A 17,154-nucleotide genomic window follows, 5' to 3' on the forward strand; every position below is an offset into this window, starting at 1 on the left:
ACGTGTCCTTCACCATGAAGATGAAGTCGGTCATCGCCGGCGAATAGACCGCGCCGCCCGCACAAGGCCCCATGATGACCGAAATCTGCGGCACGACGCCCGAGGCCATGATGTTGCGCTGGAACACGTCGGCATAGCCGGCAAGGCTCGCCACGCCCTCCTGGATGCGGGCGCCGCCGGAATCGTTCAGCCCGATCACCGGCGCGCCGTTCTGCATCGCCATATCCATGATCTTGCAGATCTTCTGGGCGTGTGTCTCGGAAAGCGAGCCGCCGAAGACGGTGAAATCCTGGCTGAAAACATAGATCATGCGGCCGTTGATCGTGCCCCAGCCGGTCACGACGCCGTCACCCGCGGGCCGGTCGTCCTCCATGCCGAAGTCGGTGCAGCGGTGGGCGACGAACATGTCGAATTCCTCGAAGCTGCCCTCGTCGAGGAGAAGCTCGATCCGCTCGCGCGCGGTCAGCTTGCCACGGGCGTGCTGGGCGTCGATCCGGCGCTGCCCGCCGCCGGCGCGGGCGGCGGCACGGCGGGCTTCGAGTTGTTCGAGAATGTCCTTCATCGGGTCCCCCTCAAGGCGATGGCGCACCCTATCCCCTGACACCGGCCGGTCAAAGCGGATTTCCGGATATTTGCAACATTTTCGCAAGGGTGCGACAGTTAATTGCAAATGTGCAAAATTACCGGACTTCCCGCGCCGCCCGTCGCGGGCTATAGCGTCGGAAAACCGCGCGAGGCATCATGGACCGTATTCCCGTTCCCCTGGTCACGATCGGCCTGCTTCTGGCCTCAAACGTCTTCATGACCTTCGCCTGGTACGGCCATCTCAAGTTCAAGACGACGCCCCTTCTCGTCGTCATCCTCGTGAGCTGGGGTATCGCCTTCTTCGAATACCTCCTGCAGGTGCCCGCAAACCGCATCGGCCACGGGCATTTCTCCGCGGCGGAGTTGAAGACCATTCAGGAGGTCATCACGCTTGTCGTCTTCGCCGTCTTCTCGGCAACCTGGCTCGGCGAGGGGCTCGGCTGGAACCATGCGGTGGGCTTTGCGCTGATCGCGGCGGGCGCCTTCTTCGTCTTCCAGCCCTGGGCCTGAGAGGGCCCGCACAGCCGTCTGTGCGCTCCGGGCATGGACAGCCGCCACTCCGCCCGCTACGCCTCGGCCATGACCACCTCGCGCCCCGTCGCCCGCTTTCTCGACCGCTCCACAGCCCCGCACGTCGCGACGCTTGTCGCGGTCACGGGACTCTCGGCGCTGGCCATGAACATCTTCCTGCCGTCGTTGCCGGCGATGACCGACTGGTTCGCCACCGACTACCGGCTGATGCAGCTTTCCGTCTCGCTCTACCTGGGCGTCAGCGCCGGCCTGCAGATCGTCATCGGGCCGATTTCGGACCGGTTCGGGCGTCGGCCCGTCCTTCTCTGGTCCGTCGTTTTGTTCCTCATCGCGACGGCGGGTACGCTTTTCGCCCCGACTGTCGGCGTCTTCCTCGCCTTCCGCATGATGCAGGCGGTGGTCGCGGCCGGCATGGTGCTGAGCCGCGCGGTCATCCGCGACATGGTGCCGGCCAACGAGGCTGCCTCGATGATCGGCTACGTCACGATGGGCATGGCCTTCGTGCCGATGGTCGGGCCGATGATCGGGGGCATCCTCGACGGGGCTTTCGGATGGCAGGCGAACTTCCTTGCGCTCTTCGGACTCGGCGTCGCCGTCCTCTGGATGATCTGGGCCGACCTCGGCGAAACCGCGGCAGGCCATCGCACGCGCTTCGCCGACCAGATGCGCCAGTACCCCGAGCTTCTCACGTCGCGACGGTTCTGGGGCTACAGCCTCTCCGCCGCCTTTGCCTCGGGCGCGTTCTTCGCCTACCTCGGCGGCGCCCCCTTTGTCGGCAGCGAGGTCTTCCAGCTCTCTCCCGGCCGGCTCGGCCTTTACCTCGGGGCGCCGGCGGTCGGGTATGCCCTGGGCAACTACCTGGCCGGGCGCTATTCGATCCGGATCGGCATCGACAGAATGATCCTGCTGGGCACGCTGCTGACGGCAGTCTGCATGGGCCTTCTCGTGGCGCTGTCCCTCGCCGGACTCGCCGGAGCCAACACGTTCTTCGGACTCGTCGTCTCGGTCGGCCTCGGCAACGGCATGGCGCTGCCCGGCGCGAACGCGGGAATGCTTTCGGTCCGGCCGGGGCTTGCCGGCACGGCCTCGGGCCTCGGCGGCGCGATCATGATCGGCGGGGGCGCGGCGATCTCGGCCGCCGCCGGCTGGGCGCTCGGCCTCGGCGGCGGCGCCGCACCGCTCGCGGTGCTGATGTTCGCCTGTGCCGTTGCCGCCGTCGCTTCCATCCTGCTCGTCATCCGCCGCGCCCGCCGGCTCGGCCTCTGAGCGGCTCGGCACGGACCATGGCACGGGGCTTGGCAGCCGGCTTTGCAAAGACTACCCTTCGCTTCGCAAAGCTGCGGAGCCCGGGGCGATGGCCACCCAGAAACTCTACGCCGGCGCGAAGCTGCGCGAGACGCGCGCGCGGCTCGGCCTGACCCAGAAGGCCTTCGCCACCAAGCTCGGCGTCTCCCTCCCCTATCTCAACCAGATGGAGAACAACCACCGTCCGGTCTCGGCTGCCGTCGTCCTGGCGCTGGCGGGGGAATTCGGCCTCGACGTGACGGAGCTTTCGGCCGGCGATGCCGAACGGCTCGTCTCCGACATGCGCGAGGCGCTCGCGGACCCGGTCTTCGCCGACACGATGCCGCCGCTCGCCGATCTTCGTCTCGCCGCCTCGAACGCGCCGGTGCTTGCCCGCGCCTTCCTCGAACTGCACCGCGCCTACCGGCAGAACCACGAACGCCTCGCTTCGCTGGACGAGGCGCTCGGGCGCGAGGGCGGCGGAAGCCGCGCGTCGCCCTGGGAGGAGGTGCGCGACTTCTTTCACTATTGCGACAATTACCTCGACGCCGTGGACCGTGCGGCAGAGCGGTTTGCCTCCCCGGACGGGACGCTGACGGATGTGTCGAAGCCCGCGCGCGCCGCCCTTTCGGCACAGGGCATCACGCTCAGACTTTCCGACACGGAGGAGGTCCGTTCGCTTGCCGGAAAGGTGCTGACGCTCTCCACCCGCACCAGCGGGCCGACGCAGCGCTTCCAGCTACTGCACCAGGTCGCGCTCTTGACCCAGCGCGACCTGATCGAGGCGACCCTCGACCTCGCCCGCTTCCAGTCGGAAGCGGCGCGGTCCATCGCTAAGATCGGGCTTGCGAACTACTTCGCAGGCGCCGCGATGCTGCCCTACCGCGCCTTCCTGGCGGCGGCGCAGGAGACACGGCACGATCTCGAACGCCTCGCCGACCGCTTCGGTGCCTCGATCGAGCAGGTGGCGCACCGGCTCTCGACCCTGCAGCGGCCGGGGATGAAGGGCATTCCCTTCTTCTTCGTCCGCGTCGATCAGGCCGGAACGATCACCAAGCGCCATTCGGCCACGCGGCTCCAGTTCGCGCGCTTCGGCGGCGCATGCCCCTTGTGGAACGTCCATCAGGCCTTCGAGACGCCCGGACGCTTCCTGCGCCAGCTCGCCGAGACGCCCGACGGCGTTCGCTACCTTAGCCTCGCGCGCGACATCTCGAAGCCGGGGGGGTCATTCCAGGCACCCGTCCGCCGCTACGCCATCGGGCTTGGCTGCGAGGTCAGCCACGCCAGGGACCTCGTCTATGCCGACGACCTCGACGTGACCAACGCCCGCGCCTTCGAGGCGATCGGAATTTCCTGCCGCATCTGCGACCGGACGGAGTGCCACCAGCGCTCCGTCCCGCCGCTCGAACGCAAGCTCAGGGTCGATCCCAACCGGCGCGGGCTCTTGCCCTACGAGATCGGCTGAGCCTCACGCCGCCTGGATCATCCGGAAGATCTCGTCCTTCAGCGCCGCCCGCTTCTTGCGCATTTCGACTTCGGCGAACTGATCGACGGGCTCGACCCCGGACTCGGCGCGGTGCACCTGGCGGTTCAACTCGTGATATTCCTCGGCCAGCCGGGCGAAATGCGCGTTGGAGACCTTGAGCGCGTGGATCTTCGCAGCCTCGGCCGGGAACTCCTCGTGCAGTTCGTGCGGTGTATTCGACATTTCGCAGTCCTTTCTATTGTCGGCCATGTCTGGCGCAGCCGGACGCCGCATACTTTGACCTCGGTCAAACCGGAAGGGCAAAGGCGCGAACGGGACGAAAAGCGGCGTGCGCAGGATTGCCGCGGGCGTGGCGCCGTCCTATGTGCGGCTGCACGATACCTCGGGCGCACCCCATGATCCTGATCGAGAACGGCCCCGGTGGCGGGCCCGCACTTTTCGACGCCCCCGGCCGGATCATCCGGGCGGAGACGGCCGAAGAGGTTGCCCCGGCGCTCGCCGCGCTCGATGCCGCCCGCGCCGCTGGCCTCTGGGCCGCCGGGTTCCTCAGCTACGAGACGGGATATGCGCTCGAACCCCGGCTCGCCGGACTGATGCCCTCCCGGCGCTCCCTGCCGCTTCTCGCCTTCGGGCTCTACGGCAGCCCCCTCGCCGCCGGGGCCGTCCTCGCACGGGCCGGGGCCGAGGCGGCCGGGGCGCGTCTTTCGCCCGCGACGCCCGACTGGAGCGCTGCGGAACACGCGGCAGCGATGGCCCGCGTTCTCGACTACATCGGGGCCGGCGACATCTACCAGACGAACCTCACGATGCAGATGCGCGCCGCCTTTGCAGGCACGCCGCTTGGCCTCTACGGCGCCCTTCGGGCCCGCCAGCCGGTGGGACACGGCGCGCTTGTCGCCCTGCCCGACTGTCCTGTGCTCGTCTCGCGCTCCCCCGAACTCTTCTTCTCCACAAACGCGGACGGAGTGATCGAGACCCGGCCGATGAAGGGAACCGCGCCCCGCGCCTCGAACCCCGCCCACGACGCGGCGCTGCGGCTGGAGCTTCAGCAAAGCGTGAAGAACAGGGCGGAAAACCTCATGATCGTTGATCTTCTCCGCAACGACATCTCGCGCGTCTGCGCCGTCGGATCGGTACGGGTGCCCGAACTTTACACAGTGGAGAGCTATGTCACCGTGCATCAGATGGTCAGCCGCGTGACGGGCCGGCTCCGCCCCGGAACGCAGCCCTCCGCGCTTCTCCGCGCGCTCTTCCCGTGCGGCTCGGTCACCGGCGCGCCGAAGATACGGGCGATGGAGATCATCCGCGAACTGGAACCCACGCCCCGCGGCGCCTATTGCGGATCGATCGGCTGGCTCGGCCCGGACGGCAGTTCCGCCTTCAACGTGGCGATCCGCACCCTGACCCTTGCGGACGACGGAACCGCCAGCTTCGGCGTCGGCGGCGGCATCGTCGCCGATTCGACGCCCGAGGGCGAATATGAGGAAGCGCTGTGGAAAGCCCGTTTTGCCGCGCTGGGACGCGACTGATCGAGACCTTCGGCTGGGACGGGACCGCGTTCCGCCGGATCGCGGCGCACCTCGCCCGCGCCCGCGCCTCGGCGGCGGAGCTTGGCTTCGACTGGGACGAGGCCGCGGTCGACCAGGTGCTGGCGACCGTCACCGACCCCGCGCCGCTGCGCATCCGCCTGACCGTCGGCCGGGTGGGAGATGTCGAGATGACCGCCGCGCCGCTGACACCGAACCCGGCGGGATGGCGCCTGATGCGCGCGGCCGAGCGGCTTGATCCCGACGACCTGCGCCTGCGCCACAAGACGACGGAGCGCGGCCTTTACGACCGGACCCGCGCCGCCTTGCCCGAGGGGGTGGACGAGGCGGTGTTCCTCAACACCCGCGGCGAGTTCTGCGAAGGCACCATCACCAACCTCTTCTTCGATCTCGGCGAGGGGCTGATGACGCCGCCCCTGACGAGCGGGTGCCTGCCGGGGGTTCTGCGGGGCGAGCTGATCGCGTCGGGCCAGGCGCGCGAGGCGGTCCTGGCCGAGGCCGACCTGCCGCGCGCCCGGCTCTGGATGGGCAATTCGCTGCGCGGGCTGATCGGCGCCGCCTTCTAGCGCCCGGCAAGGCGGTCGATCTTGCCTTCGAGCCGGGCGAAAAGCGTCTCGAGCTGGCGCATCCTGATGTCGTCCACCTTCTCGTGCAGGCTCATGATCTCAAGCTCCGCCTTCAGGTTGACCTCGTAGTCATGCGCCGCGGCGATCCGGTCCTTCGCGGCCTGACGGTTCTGCGACATCATGATGACCGGCGCCTGAAGCGCCGCGACCATCGACAGGACGAGGTTGAGAAAGACGAAGGGATAGGGATCGGCGGGTCGGGTCAAGAGCCAGACATTCGCCACGACCCAGCCGAGGATCACCACGCCGAAGAGGACGATGAAGCTCCACGAGCCGCCGAAGGCCGCGACACGGTCCGCGACCCGGTCGCCAAAGCTCAGCTCGCCGCGAAAGGTCTCGTTGATGTTGCGCGAGATGGCCGTCCTCGCGGCGATCTGGCGCAGCACCCGCTGTTCGCGAGGCGCCAGATCGTCATAACCCTTGCTCAGGAGCCGCATCGCCAGTTCCCGTACCCGATCGTCCATCACCGCCCCCCTGCCTCGCCGTGCCGGGCGCAGCATAGACGAGCCGATGCGGGCTCAGGAAGCCACCCTCAGCGCTGCGCCGACTTCCATCTGGGCGAGACCCAGGGTTCGGAATTGGCGGGCGCGAGCATGGGCCGGCCCAGCACATGGTCGGCCGCCTTCTCGCCCACCATGATCGAGGGCGCGTTGAGGTTGCCGTTGGTGATGCGCGGGAAGATCGAACTGTCCGCGACCCTGAGGCCCTCGACCCCGATCACCCGGCAGTCCGGCCCCACCACGGCCATCGGGTCGTCACGCCGACCCATCTTCGCGGTGCCGCAGGGGTGATAGGCACTTTCGGCATGTTCGCGCAGGAAGGCGTCGATCTCGTCGTCCGTCTGCACCGTCTGGCCCGGCTGGATCTCGTGTTTCACGAAGGGGCGGAACGCCTCCTGCGCGAAGATCTCCCGCGTCAGCCGCACACACTTGCGGAACTCCGTCCAGTCGTCGGGATGGGACATATAGTTGAAGCGGATCACCGGCGCCGCCTTCGGGTCGGCCGAACGCAGCGTCACCGCGCCGCGCGACTTCGACCGCATCGGGCCGACATGGGCCTGGAAGCCGTGCCCCTCGGCCACGGCCCGGCCGTCGTAGCGCACGGCGATGGGCAGGAAGTGGTACTGGATGTCCGGGTAGTCGATGCCCTTGTCCGACCGGATGAAGGCCGCGCTTTCGAACTGGTTTGAAGCGCCCAGCCCGGTGCCGGTGAAAAGCCACTGGGCGCCGACCAGCGCCTTGCCCCAGAGGTTCCAGTATTTGTAAAGCGTAATAGGCTCTTGCGAGGCATACTGCATGTAGACTTCGAGGTGATCCTGGAGATTCGCCCCGACACCGGGACGGTCGGCCACAACGGCGACCCCATGCTCGGCCAGATGCCGCGCCGGGCCCACGCCCGAGAGCATGAGAAGCTTCGGCGTGTTGATCGAGGAGGCGGCAAGGATGACCTCGGCGCGGGCGCGGATCACCTCCACCTGCCCACCGCGTTCCACCTCCACGCCGCCCGCACGGCCATCCTCGATCACCACCCGGCGCGCGAGGGCACGGATCACCCGGCAGTTCGGCCGCTTCAGCGCGGGTTTCAGATAGGCGTTCGCCGCCGACCAGCGCCGGCCGCGCCAGATCGTCGCCTCCATCGGGCCGAAACCTTCCTGCTTCTCGCCGTTGTAATCGTCGGTCACCTCGTAGCCGGCCTGCCGGCCCGCCTCGACGAAGGCATGGAACAGCGGGTTGCGGCGTGGTCCCCGGGTGACGTGGAGCGGGCCGTTCGCGCCGCGGAACTCGCCCGCATCGCCGCCGTGCCAGGTCTCCATCCGCCGGAAGTAGGGCAGGACGTCGGCATAGGACCAGCCCGCCGCCCCGCTTTCTGCCCAGTGGTCGAAGTCCTTGGCGTGGCCGCGCACGAAAACCATGCCGTTGATCGAGGAGGACCCGCCGATGACCTTGCCGCGCGGAGTGGCGAGCGTCCGCCCGCCCAGGTGCGGCTCGGGCTCGGTCCGGAAGCCCCAGTCGTAGATTCCCATGTTCATCGGGTATGAAAGTGCGCCCGGCATCTGGATGAACGGGCCCGCGTCCGACCCGCCGTGTTCGATGACGAGAACGCTCCGCCCCGCCTCGGCGAGCCGGTAGGCCATGGCGCAGCCGGCCGAGCCGGCGCCGATGATGACGTAATCCGCCTCGGTCATGCCGCAAGCTCCCGTTCCAGACAATCGAGCACGGTCCCGGCCGCGCCGACGCTGTCCGGCGCGGCCGGCTTCAGCGCCTCGCGAATATAGACCCCGTCGATCAGCGCGCCGAGCGACCGCGCCACCGCCTCGGCCCTGAGCCCGACGAGCGGTCGCAGCGAATGGACGAGGTTCGACTGCAGCCGGCACTGATAGACGCCGAGGAGCCGCCGTGCCTCGGGCAGGGTCTGGGCGAGGACGTAGAAGTTGAGCCAGGCTCCGATCACCTCGCGGCGGAAACTCGATGTGGCAAAGCTGGCCCGCACGATGGCCTGCACCCGGCCCTTCGGGCCCTCGGCCGCCGCCAGCGCGCCCCGCACCTCAGCCCCGTAGAGGGTCAGGATGTGGCGCATCGCGGCGAGGAATATCTGCTCCTTCGAGCCGAAATAGTGGTGCGCCAGCGCCGAGGACATGCCGGCGCGCTTGGCGATCTGGCTCACCGTGACGTCGAGAGACCCGGCGCGACCGATCTCGGTGATCGTCGCCTTGACCAGCGCGGCCTTGCGAATCGGTTCCATCCCCAGCTTCGGCATCGTCCCATCCTTCCGGTTTCCCCATCGCTAGCTGACCTTTTATTGACTCGTCAATCAAGAAAAACCTTCCGCGCCGCCCCAAAGCTTCCTTTTCCAGAGGAAAATCTTGCTCTACGCTCGCACCCATCGTCCCGGGGTGAACGGCGGAGGGACAAAGATTTTCCTTGCGTCAGAGCGGGAAGTTCAAGTTTATTGACTCATCAATCAACAAAACAGGGAGCAACACGATGATCCTCTCCAACAGCCTGCGCGCGGGTCTCCTGGCTACTGCCGCGCTTCTCGTCACCGCCCCGGCCCATGCGGCCGGCTGCGACAAGATCGTCTTCTCGGACGTCGGCTGGACCGACATCACGGCGACAACCGCGGTGGCCAGCACGATCCTGCAGGCGCTCGGCTACGAGACCGAGACCAAGATCCTCTCGGTGCCGGTGACCTATACGGGGCTTGCCGAAGGCGACATCGACGTCTTCCTCGGCAACTGGATGCCGACGATGGAGGCCGACATCGCCCCCTACCGCGAGGCGGGCACGGTCGAGACGGTGCGCACAAACCTGACGGGCGCGAAGTACACGCTGGCGACCAACGAGGCGGGCGCGGCGCTGGGGATCGACGACTTTTCCAAGATCGACGCCAACAAGGACGCGCTGGAGGGCCAGATATTCGGGATCGAGCCCGGCAACGACGGCAACCGCCTGATCCTCGACATGATCGCCGCCGACACGTTCGGGCTCGGCGACTTCAAGCTCGTGGAAAGCTCCGAGCAGGGGATGCTGGCCGAGGTTGCCAAGCATGACGGCGAAGGCAAGCCCATCGTCTTCCTCGGCTGGGAACCGCACCCGATGAACGCCAACTTCAAGATGAGCTACCTGGCGGGTGGCGACGACATCTTCGGCCCGAATTTCGGCGGCGCCGAAGTGGCGACGAACGTCCGCAAGGGCTATGTGGCGGAGTGCCCGAACACCGGCAAGTTCCTTCAGAACCTCGAGTTCTCGCTCCAGTTGGAGAACGAGATCATGGGCAAGATCCTGAACGACGGCTCCGATCCGATGGAGGCGGCGAAGGAATGGCTGAAGGCCAATCCCGACGCGATGACGCCCTGGCTCGACGGCGTCACGACGAAGGATGGCGGCGACGCGATGGCGGCTGTGACCGCTGCCCTGGGCTGACGCTCGGCGGCTGAAGCGACGCGGAGAGCGGCAACGGACCCGTCTGTTGCCGCTTTCCCCATGGACCTGCTCGGGAGGGGGACGCGATGGACTGGAGCTGGCTCGAAGGCGTTTGGCTGGCCGATCACAAGATTCCGATCGGAAAGGTGTCAAAGGTTGCCTTCGACTGGATGAAGGCGAACCTCAAGCCGGTCTTCGACTTCATGTCATGGGTCATGGAGGGGCTGATCGCCGGCATCCTGTGGCTTCTGGAGACGCCGCATCCCCTGATCATCGTCGCCTTGGCGGTGGCGCTGACCTGGTATCTCCAGCGCAACTGGAAGATCTGCCTTCTGGTCTTCGTGGGCTTTCTCTTCATCCTCAACCAGGGCTACTGGAAGCCCACCATGGAGAGCCTGACGCTGATCCTCGCCTCCTGCGTGGTCTGCATGGGGCTTGGTGTGCCCATCGGCATCGCGGCCGCCCACCGGCCGAAGCTCTATGCCGCGATGCAGCCGGTCCTTGACCTGATGCAGACGCTGCCCACCTTCGTCTACCTGATCCCGGCCATCGTCTTCTTCGGGCTCGGCATGGTGCCCGGGCTGATCGCCACGGTGATCTTCGTACTGCCTGCGCCGATCCGGTTGACCCACCTCGGGGTCTCGACCACGCCGCTGGCCCTGACCGAGGCGCTGACCGCGTTCGGGGCGACGAAACGGCAGGTGCTCTTCAAGGCCGAGCTTCCCTATGCCTTCCCCCAGATCATGGCCGGGCTGAACCAGACGATCATGCTGTCGCTGTCGATGGTCGTCATTGCCGCGCTCGTCGGGGCCGACGGGCTCGGCGTTCCGGTCGTCAGGGCGCTGAACTCGGTCAATACCGCGCTCGGGTTCGAGTCCGGCTTTGTCATCGTGGTCGTGGCCATCGTGCTTGACCGGATGCTGCGGAAGGGAGCGACGCGATGACCTCCCGCAAGGCCGGACAGGCTCCCGAGATTGCCGTCGCGTTCGACAGGGTCAACATCGTCTTCGGCGACCATCCCGAACGCGCCCTGCCACTGATGGACAGGGGCCTGAGCCGCACCGAAATACAGAAGGAGACCGGGCAGGTGCTCGGCGTCCACGATTGCTCGCTGACCGTCGCCAAGGGTGAGATCCTCGTGCTGATGGGCCTGTCGGGGTCGGGCAAGTCGACGCTCCTGCGGGCGGTGAACGGGCTGAACAGGGTGTGCCGCGGGTCGGTGACGATCCATGACGGAGACTGGAACTGCGAGGTGGGTGGCGCCTCGAAGGAGGACCTCCTGCGGGTCCGCCGCGAATGCGTGGCGATGGTCTTCCAGCAATTCGGCCTCCTGCCCTGGCGGACGGTGCGGGAGAATGTCGGGCTGGGGCTGGAACTGGCGGGGATGACACCCGAAGCCATGCGCGCCAAGGTCGATGAGCAACTGAAACTCGTCGGGCTTTTCGAGCGTGCCGATGCCAAGGTCGGCGAGCTTTCAGGCGGGATGCAACAGCGCGTCGGCCTCGCCCGCGCCTTTGTCACCGATGCGCCGATCCTCTTGATGGACGAACCCTTCTCGGCACTCGATCCGCTCATCCGCACCCGGCTTCAGGACGAACTGCTTGAACTGCAGGAAAAGCTCCACCGCACGATCATCTTCGTCAGCCACGACCTCGACGAGGCGTTCAAGCTCGGCGACAGGATCGCGCTGATGGAGGGGGGGCGGATCGTCCAATGCGGCACCGCGCGGGAGATCATTGCCAACCCGGTCAGCGACTATGTGGCCGATTTCGTCAACCACATGAACCCTCTGAGCGTCTTGACCGCCCGCGATGCCGTGGAGCCGACGCCGAACGCGATCCCGACCGCGGGGACGGCGGACATCGACACGCCCATCAAGGAGGTCATGGCACGGCTCAAGGACGAGACACGGGCGCTTGAGGTCACCGACCATGGCAGGGTCGTGGGCCAGGTGTCGCGCAAGACGGTGATCGCGCGGCTCCTCGACCCGCGGGGATAACGCGCCGGCTCAGAGCTTCGCCGCATCGGGCGCGGGCGTGATCGCGCGCCGCCGGGCCTTCGCCTCGCGCCACGTCATGTAGCTGATCGCGGCGATGATCATGGCGCCGCCGAGAAGGACATAGGGATCCACCGCCTCGCCGAAGACCACCCAGCCGAGAAGCGCCGCCCAGACCAGTTGCAGGAACGTCACCGGCTGCGTGACGGTCAGGGGGGCGGCGGCGAATGCCCGCGCCATCGCATAATGGCCGAAGGTCGCGAAGGCCGCGACAAGGCCGAGCCAGGCAAGGTGTTCAAGCGTGGGCGGCACCCATGCCATCAGCGCGAGCGGCGCCAGCCCCAGCGTGACGGTGAGCGACAGCAGCGCCACGAGAGCGCCGGCCGGCAGGTCCGCCGAGAGCCGCTTGGCGATGAGGTAGGATAACCCGAAGCTCACGGCGGCGCCGAGTTGCGCGAGGTGGCCCGGCGCCACGTCGCGCAGCCCCGGCCGCAGGATCACCAGCGCGCCGAGCAGGGCGACCGCGATGGCGACGATCCGCCGCATGGCGAGCCTTTCACCGAAGATGAGTGCGGCGCCGACCGTCACGACGATCGGGTTGAGGTATCCGATGGCCGTGACTTCGGCCACGGGGATGCGCGCCATCGCGAAGAACCAGAGCGTGACCGCGACGACATGGAGCACCCCGCGCCCCAGAACGAGCCGCCAGGCGCCGGCCGGCAATCCGCGGCGCAGAATCGACAGGAGCGAGGGCATGAGGAAGACGAGGCCGTAGAGGAAGCGGATGAAGGCCGACTGCGCCGCCGGAAGGTCCGTCCCGAGATGACGCACGACGCCCGTGACGACGACGAAGGCCAGTCCCGTCGCGAGCATCCAGAGGATCCCGACGAGCGGGCGGTCTTGATCGGTCGTCGCCATGGCGCCGACAGAACGCGATCCGCCGGGCAGCCGCAAGGGGGTATCCCCCCCCCGCGGCTCATCCGAAGGCCAGCCGGGCCGCGATCGTCCACATGATGACGCCGACCACCGCGTCGAGCGCCTGCCAGGCGCGCGGCCGCGCGAAGAGCGGCGCAAGAAGCCGCGCGCCGAAGCCGAGCGCGAGGAAGAAGACGAATGAGGCCGTGGCAGCGCCCGCACCGAAGGCGGCCGACCGGCCCGGATACTGCGACGCGATGGAGCCGATCAGGACCACGGTGTCGAGCCAGACATGGGGGTTGAGCCAGGTCAGAAGCGCCAGCGTGGCGATGACCCGGGCCAGCGGCTCGCCGCCGCCCCGCGCGGCCTGAAGCGCCTCGCCGCCTGCCCATGCGGCGCGGAAGGCGCGCGCGCCATACCAGAGGAGGAAGGCCACCCCGCCCCAGCGCAGCACAGCGCCCGCCGCCGGCACGCGGTCGGCGAGGGCCCCCATGCCCGCAACCCCCGCGGCGATGAGAATGGCATCCGAGGCCGCGCAGAAGAGGCAGACCGCCAGCACGTGCTCGCGCCGGACGCCCTGCCGCAGGACGAAGGCATTCTGCGCCCCGATCGCCATGATCAGTCCGAAGGAAAGCTGGAAACCGGCAAGAAAGGGGATTGGCATTATGCGCTCCGTGACGGCGACGCGCCTTGACTAGCCCTGCGGAAAAGATCATTCCAGTTAAACTGACGAAATTCAGTTAAGTCTTGCTAATGTTCGATCCCGCCCATCTGCAGGCGCTCGCCGCCATTCTCCGGACCGGCAGCTTCGAGGCCGCTTCGGCGGCGCTGAACGTCACGCCCTCGGCGATCTCGCAGCGCATCCGCGCCCTGGAGGAACGGCTCGGCACCGCCGTCGTCATCCGCGCTGACCCGTGCCGGCCAACTCCGGCCGGCGCTCGGCTGGTGCGCCACGCCGAGGAGGTGGCGCTTCTCGAACGCACGCTCGCGGCCGATCTCGGGCAGTCGGAGGGTCGGGCGCATGTGCGCATCGCCGTCAACGCCGACAGCCTCGCGACCTGGTTCCTGCCGGCGCTCGCCGCCGTTCCGGGACTTCTCTTCGACCTCGTCATCGACGATCAGGACCATTCGGCCGAGCTGCTGCGCCGGGGTGAGGTACAGGCGGCGGTGACCGCCCATGGCGCGCCCCTTGCCGGCTGCGACACCCATCCTCTCGGTCGGCTCGCCTATGTCGCGACGGCCAGCCCCGCTTTCGTGGCGCGATGGTTTCCGGGCGGAGTGACGGCGGAGGCCCTGGCCGATGCCCCTGCCCTCACATTCAACCGCAAGGACCGGCTGCAGGCGGACTGGGTCCGCAGCCGCGCCGGACGGGCCATCGCGCTGCAGACGCACCTCATGGCGTCGAGCCACGCCTTCGTCGAGGCAGCGAGGCTCGGGATCGGCTGGGGCATGAACCCCCTTCCCCTCATCCGGGCGGAGATCGCCGCCGGCAGCCTGGTGCCGCTGGCGGAGGAGACGCTGGACGTCGCGCTCCACTGGCAGGTCACGCGACTGGCCGGGCGGGCCCTGGCGCCCCTCACGGCCTCCCTGCGAAGGGCAGCCGCGGCCGCCTTGGCCTGACCGGTGTGGCCGGTCAGAGCTGGGCGGCGATATCTTCCGGCACGTCGAAGTTCGCCGTGACGGTCTGGACGTCGTCGTCGTCCTCAAGCGTCTCGATGAGCCGCATCAGCTTCTGCGCGGTCTCGAGGTCCACGTTGGTGCGGGTCTGCGGCTTCCAGACGAGCTTGGCTTCATCGCACTCGCCGAGTTGCCGTTCCAGCGCCTCGGTCACGTCCGAAAGACCGTCGGCGGCGCAATAGATCCAGTGCCCCTCCTCGTCGGATTCCACGTCCTCCGCGCCGGCGTCGAGGGCCGCCATCATCACCGTGTCGGCGTCCCCGGCCGAGGCGAGGTAGGTGATCTCGCCCACCCGGTCGAACATGAAACTGACCGAGCCCGTGGTGCCGAGGTTGCCGCCGAACTTGGCAAAGGTGCTGCGCACGTTCGACGCGGTGCGGTTGAGGTTGTCGGTCATCGTCTCCACCATCACCGCGATGCCGTTCGGGCCATAGCCCTCGTAGCGGATCTCGGTGTAGTCGGCCGCGTCACCGCCCTGCGACTTCTTGATCGCGCGGTCGATCACATCCTTCGGCATCGACTGCGACTTGGCCGCCTTCACCGCGAGCCTGAGGCGCGGGTTCTTGTCCGGATCGGGGTCGCCCATCTTGGCCGCGACGGTGATTTCCTTCGCAAGCTTCGAGAACATCTTGGAGCGCAGCTTGTCCTGCTTGCCCTTGCGATGCTGGATGTTGGCCCATTTCGAATGGCCTGCCATGACCCTCTCCGTCCGTCCTTCCGGGTAACCGGCGTCTCTATATGTCAGGGAGCAGGGAACCTGCAAGGCTGAGCGCCGGTTGCACTTTGTCGGCGCGAAAGGTTCACTGGGGTCATGACACAGCAACAGATCATTCTCTTCGGGCTCTTCGCGCTCGTCTTTGCGGCGCTCGTCTGGGGGCGGTGGCGCTACGATCTCATTGCCTTTTCGGCCTTGTTGGCCGCTGTGGTGCTCGGGGTCGTGCCCGCCGAAGGCGCGTTCGAAGGCTTCGGCCATCCCGCGACACTCGTGGTGGCGCTTGTCCTGATCGTGTCTGCCGGTCTGACCCGCACGGGTGTCGTCATGGCGATTGCGCGGCGGCTCCTGACCACCGACCGCGCGCTGGCCGGTCACATCGCGATCATGGGGGCCGTCGGCGGACTCCTCTCGGCATTCATGAACAACGTCGCGGCGCTGGCGCTTCTGATGCCGGTCGACATGGAAACGGCCCGAAAGGCCGGCCGCGCGCCAGCCATGTCGCTCATGCCGCTTTCCTTCGCAACGATCCTTGGCGGCATGATCACGCTGATCGGGACGCCGCCGAACATCATCATCGCCTCGCTCCGCCAGGATTATCTCGGCGCGCCGTTCCAGATGTTCGATTTCGCCCCGGTGGGGAGCGTGGTCGCGGTCATCGGCATCCTGTTCGTCGCCCTGGCGGGGTGGCGGCTGATCCCCCGGCAACAGGACGCGGCCCAGGCCGCGCCACCCGCAGCCTATTTGGCCGAGCTGACCGTCGGGAAGGAATCGCGCCTTGTGGGCCAGCCGATGTCGGTCCTGTACGACGAAGCCGACCGGACCGACGCAACGGTTCTGGCCCTGATCCGCGACCGCAAACGGCGCTATGCCGTGGCGCGCGACCGGATCATCGAAGCGGGAGACGTGCTTTTGTTCGAGGCCGCCGCAGAGGCGCTCGACGAGATTCGATCGGGACTGCGACTGGACTTCGCCGACCATCGCCGCAAGACCTATCTGACTGCCGAGAAGGCAGGCTTCGACCTCGCCGAGGCGGTGGTGCCGGCGACGGCACGCATCCGGGGCAAGACGGCCGAGGCGGTCGGGCTGGCCTGGCGCCAGCGCAGCGTGCTGCTTGGCATTTCCCGTCGCGGTCAGAGGATCAGGGGGCCGGTGCGCAAGACGCGCATCCGCGCCGGGGACGTCCTGCTCTTGCTGACGCCGGCCGATACGACGGATCAGGTCATCGAATGGCTCGGTTGTCTGCCGCTTGCCGGCCGCGGCCTGTCGGTCACCAAGGAGGAACGGCTCTGGCCCGCTGTCGGCATCTTCGCCGCTGCCGTTCTGGCGGCGAGCCTGGGGCTGATCGACCTGCCCGTGGCGCTCGGGATCGTGGCCGTGGGCTACGTGGCGACCCGCGTGCTGCCGCTCGTCGAGATTTACGACCATGTCGAGTGGCCGGTCATCGTCCTGCTCGGGTCGATGATACCGCTGGGCAACGCGCTGGAAAGCTCGGGCGGCACGGACCTGATCGCGGCAGGTCTTGTACGGCTGTCGCTCGGCGCCCCGGCGTGGGTCGCGCTGCTGTTGCTGATGGTCGTGACGATGTCACTCTCGGACGTGCTCAACAACACCGCGACGGCAATCGTCGCGGGACCCGTCGGCATCTCGATGGCGCATTCGCTCGGGGCATCCCCCGACCCCTTCCTGATGGCCGTGGCGGTCGCGTCGTCCTGTGCCTTCCTCACGCCGATCGGTCACAAGAACAACATGCTGATCCTCGGCCCGGGCAGATACCGGTTCGGCGACTACTGGCCGATGGGGTTGCCGCTGGAACTGCTTGTCATCGCCACGGGACTTCCCGCGATTCTTTTCTTCTGGCCGCTCTAGCCG

General features: G+C 67.7%; 18 protein-coding genes. 10 read left to right on the forward strand and 8 right to left on the reverse strand.

Annotation, left to right across the window (positions count from 1 at the left end):
- The coding region (locus tag ACMUOO_RS01840; protein ID WP_413854804.1) for a carboxyl transferase domain-containing protein at positions 1–562 on the reverse strand (562 nt) is incomplete at its 3' end.
- A 179-nt stretch (positions 563–741) separates the two neighbouring features.
- Between ACMUOO_RS01840 and ACMUOO_RS01845 the strand changes: the two genes are divergently transcribed.
- The 3 genes from ACMUOO_RS01845 to ACMUOO_RS01855 all read left to right on the forward strand — a co-directional run bounded on the left by ACMUOO_RS01845 (position 742) and on the right by ACMUOO_RS01855 (position 3,865).
- Complete coding sequence (locus ACMUOO_RS01845; RefSeq protein ID WP_301919036.1) at positions 742–1,095, forward strand: DMT family protein; 354 nt, start codon at positions 742–744, stop codon at positions 1,093–1,095.
- A 33-nt stretch (positions 1,096–1,128) separates the two neighbouring features.
- Positions 1,129–2,382, forward strand: coding sequence for a multidrug effflux MFS transporter (locus tag ACMUOO_RS01850; RefSeq protein WP_301919037.1), 1,254 nt, complete (start codon positions 1,129–1,131; stop codon positions 2,380–2,382).
- Positions 2,383–2,470: 88 nt separating this feature from the next.
- A complete protein-coding gene (locus tag ACMUOO_RS01855; RefSeq protein ID WP_301919038.1) occupies positions 2,471–3,865 on the forward strand; it encodes a helix-turn-helix domain-containing protein in 1,395 nt (464 codons plus the stop codon).
- Positions 3,866–3,868: 3 nt separating this feature from the next.
- Here ACMUOO_RS01855 and ACMUOO_RS01860 read toward each other — a convergent pair whose 3' ends face one another.
- Complete coding sequence (locus tag ACMUOO_RS01860; RefSeq protein WP_301919039.1) at positions 3,869–4,108, reverse strand: YdcH family protein; 240 nt, start codon at positions 4,106–4,108, stop codon at positions 3,869–3,871.
- Positions 4,109–4,281: 173 nt separating this feature from the next.
- Between ACMUOO_RS01860 and ACMUOO_RS01865 the strand changes: the two genes are divergently transcribed.
- Both ACMUOO_RS01865 and ACMUOO_RS01870 read left to right on the forward strand, forming a co-directional pair.
- The gene (locus ACMUOO_RS01865) at positions 4,282–5,415 is read left to right on the forward strand and encodes an aminodeoxychorismate synthase component I (RefSeq protein ID WP_301919040.1); all 1,134 of its coding nucleotides are present in this window, start codon (positions 4,282–4,284) and stop codon (positions 5,413–5,415) included.
- Positions 5,379–5,999 (forward strand): aminotransferase class IV family protein, encoded by a 621-nt coding sequence (locus ACMUOO_RS01870; protein WP_301919041.1) that lies wholly within the window; start codon positions 5,379–5,381, stop codon positions 5,997–5,999. The genes ACMUOO_RS01865 and ACMUOO_RS01870 overlap by 37 nt, the downstream gene beginning before the upstream one ends.
- Here ACMUOO_RS01870 and ACMUOO_RS01875 read toward each other — a convergent pair.
- From ACMUOO_RS01875 to betI, 3 genes are all read right to left on the reverse strand, one after another.
- Positions 5,996–6,523, reverse strand: a complete 528-nt coding sequence (locus ACMUOO_RS01875; RefSeq protein ID WP_301919042.1) for a DUF1003 domain-containing protein — start codon at positions 6,521–6,523, stop codon at positions 5,996–5,998. The genes ACMUOO_RS01870 and ACMUOO_RS01875 overlap by 4 nt on opposite strands.
- Before the next feature lie 68 nt (positions 6,524–6,591).
- The gene (betA, locus tag ACMUOO_RS01880) at positions 6,592–8,244 is read right to left on the reverse strand and encodes a choline dehydrogenase (protein ID WP_301919043.1); all 1,653 of its coding nucleotides are present in this window, start codon (positions 8,242–8,244) and stop codon (positions 6,592–6,594) included.
- Positions 8,241–8,816: a choline-responsive transcriptional repressor BetI gene (betI, locus tag ACMUOO_RS01885; RefSeq protein WP_301919044.1), complete on the reverse strand. Its 576-nt coding sequence runs from the start codon at positions 8,814–8,816 to the stop codon at positions 8,241–8,243. The genes betA and betI overlap by 4 nt, the downstream gene beginning before the upstream one ends.
- 227 nt (positions 8,817–9,043) lie before the next feature.
- Between betI and choX the strand changes: the two genes are divergently transcribed.
- The 3 genes from choX (at position 9,044) to choV (ending at position 11,981) form a co-directional block, all read left to right on the forward strand.
- A complete protein-coding gene (gene choX, locus ACMUOO_RS01890; RefSeq protein WP_301919045.1) occupies positions 9,044–9,982 on the forward strand; it encodes a choline ABC transporter substrate-binding protein in 939 nt (312 codons plus the stop codon).
- Between the two features lie 86 nt (positions 9,983–10,068).
- Positions 10,069–10,926, forward strand: a complete 858-nt coding sequence (gene choW / locus ACMUOO_RS01895) for a choline ABC transporter permease subunit (protein WP_301919046.1) — start codon at positions 10,069–10,071, stop codon at positions 10,924–10,926.
- The gene (gene choV, locus ACMUOO_RS01900) at positions 10,923–11,981 is read left to right on the forward strand and encodes a choline ABC transporter ATP-binding protein (RefSeq protein WP_301919047.1); all 1,059 of its coding nucleotides are present in this window, start codon (positions 10,923–10,925) and stop codon (positions 11,979–11,981) included. The genes choW and choV overlap by 4 nt, the downstream gene beginning before the upstream one ends.
- Positions 11,982–11,990: 9 nt before the next feature.
- Here choV and ACMUOO_RS01905 read toward each other — a convergent pair whose 3' ends face one another.
- The gene (locus ACMUOO_RS01905) at positions 11,991–12,896 is read right to left on the reverse strand and encodes a DMT family transporter (RefSeq protein WP_301919048.1); all 906 of its coding nucleotides are present in this window, start codon (positions 12,894–12,896) and stop codon (positions 11,991–11,993) included.
- Positions 12,897–12,954: 58 nt separating this feature from the next.
- Positions 12,955–13,557: a LysE/ArgO family amino acid transporter gene (locus ACMUOO_RS01910; RefSeq protein WP_301919049.1), complete on the reverse strand. Its 603-nt coding sequence runs from the start codon at positions 13,555–13,557 to the stop codon at positions 12,955–12,957.
- A gap of 89 nt (positions 13,558–13,646) precedes the next feature.
- Between ACMUOO_RS01910 and ACMUOO_RS01915 the strand changes: the two genes are divergently transcribed.
- A complete protein-coding gene (locus tag ACMUOO_RS01915) occupies positions 13,647–14,513 on the forward strand; it encodes a LysR family transcriptional regulator ArgP (RefSeq protein WP_301919050.1) in 867 nt (288 codons plus the stop codon).
- A 13-nt stretch (positions 14,514–14,526) separates the two neighbouring features.
- On the opposite strand, the gene ACMUOO_RS01920 is transcribed toward ACMUOO_RS01915, so the two are convergent.
- Complete coding sequence (locus tag ACMUOO_RS01920; RefSeq protein WP_301919051.1) at positions 14,527–15,267, reverse strand: YebC/PmpR family DNA-binding transcriptional regulator; 741 nt, start codon at positions 15,265–15,267, stop codon at positions 14,527–14,529.
- A gap of 114 nt (positions 15,268–15,381) precedes the next feature.
- Between ACMUOO_RS01920 and ACMUOO_RS01925 the strand changes: the two genes are divergently transcribed.
- Entirely contained in the window at positions 15,382–17,151 is a 1,770-nt protein-coding gene (locus ACMUOO_RS01925) for an SLC13 family permease (protein ID WP_301919052.1), read from the forward strand.
- Positions 17,152–17,154: the final 3 nt, after the last annotated feature.

The sequence above is a fragment of the Albidovulum sp. genome (assembly GCF_041919395.1).
GTDB lineage: Bacteria > Pseudomonadota > Alphaproteobacteria > Rhodobacterales > Rhodobacteraceae > Albidovulum.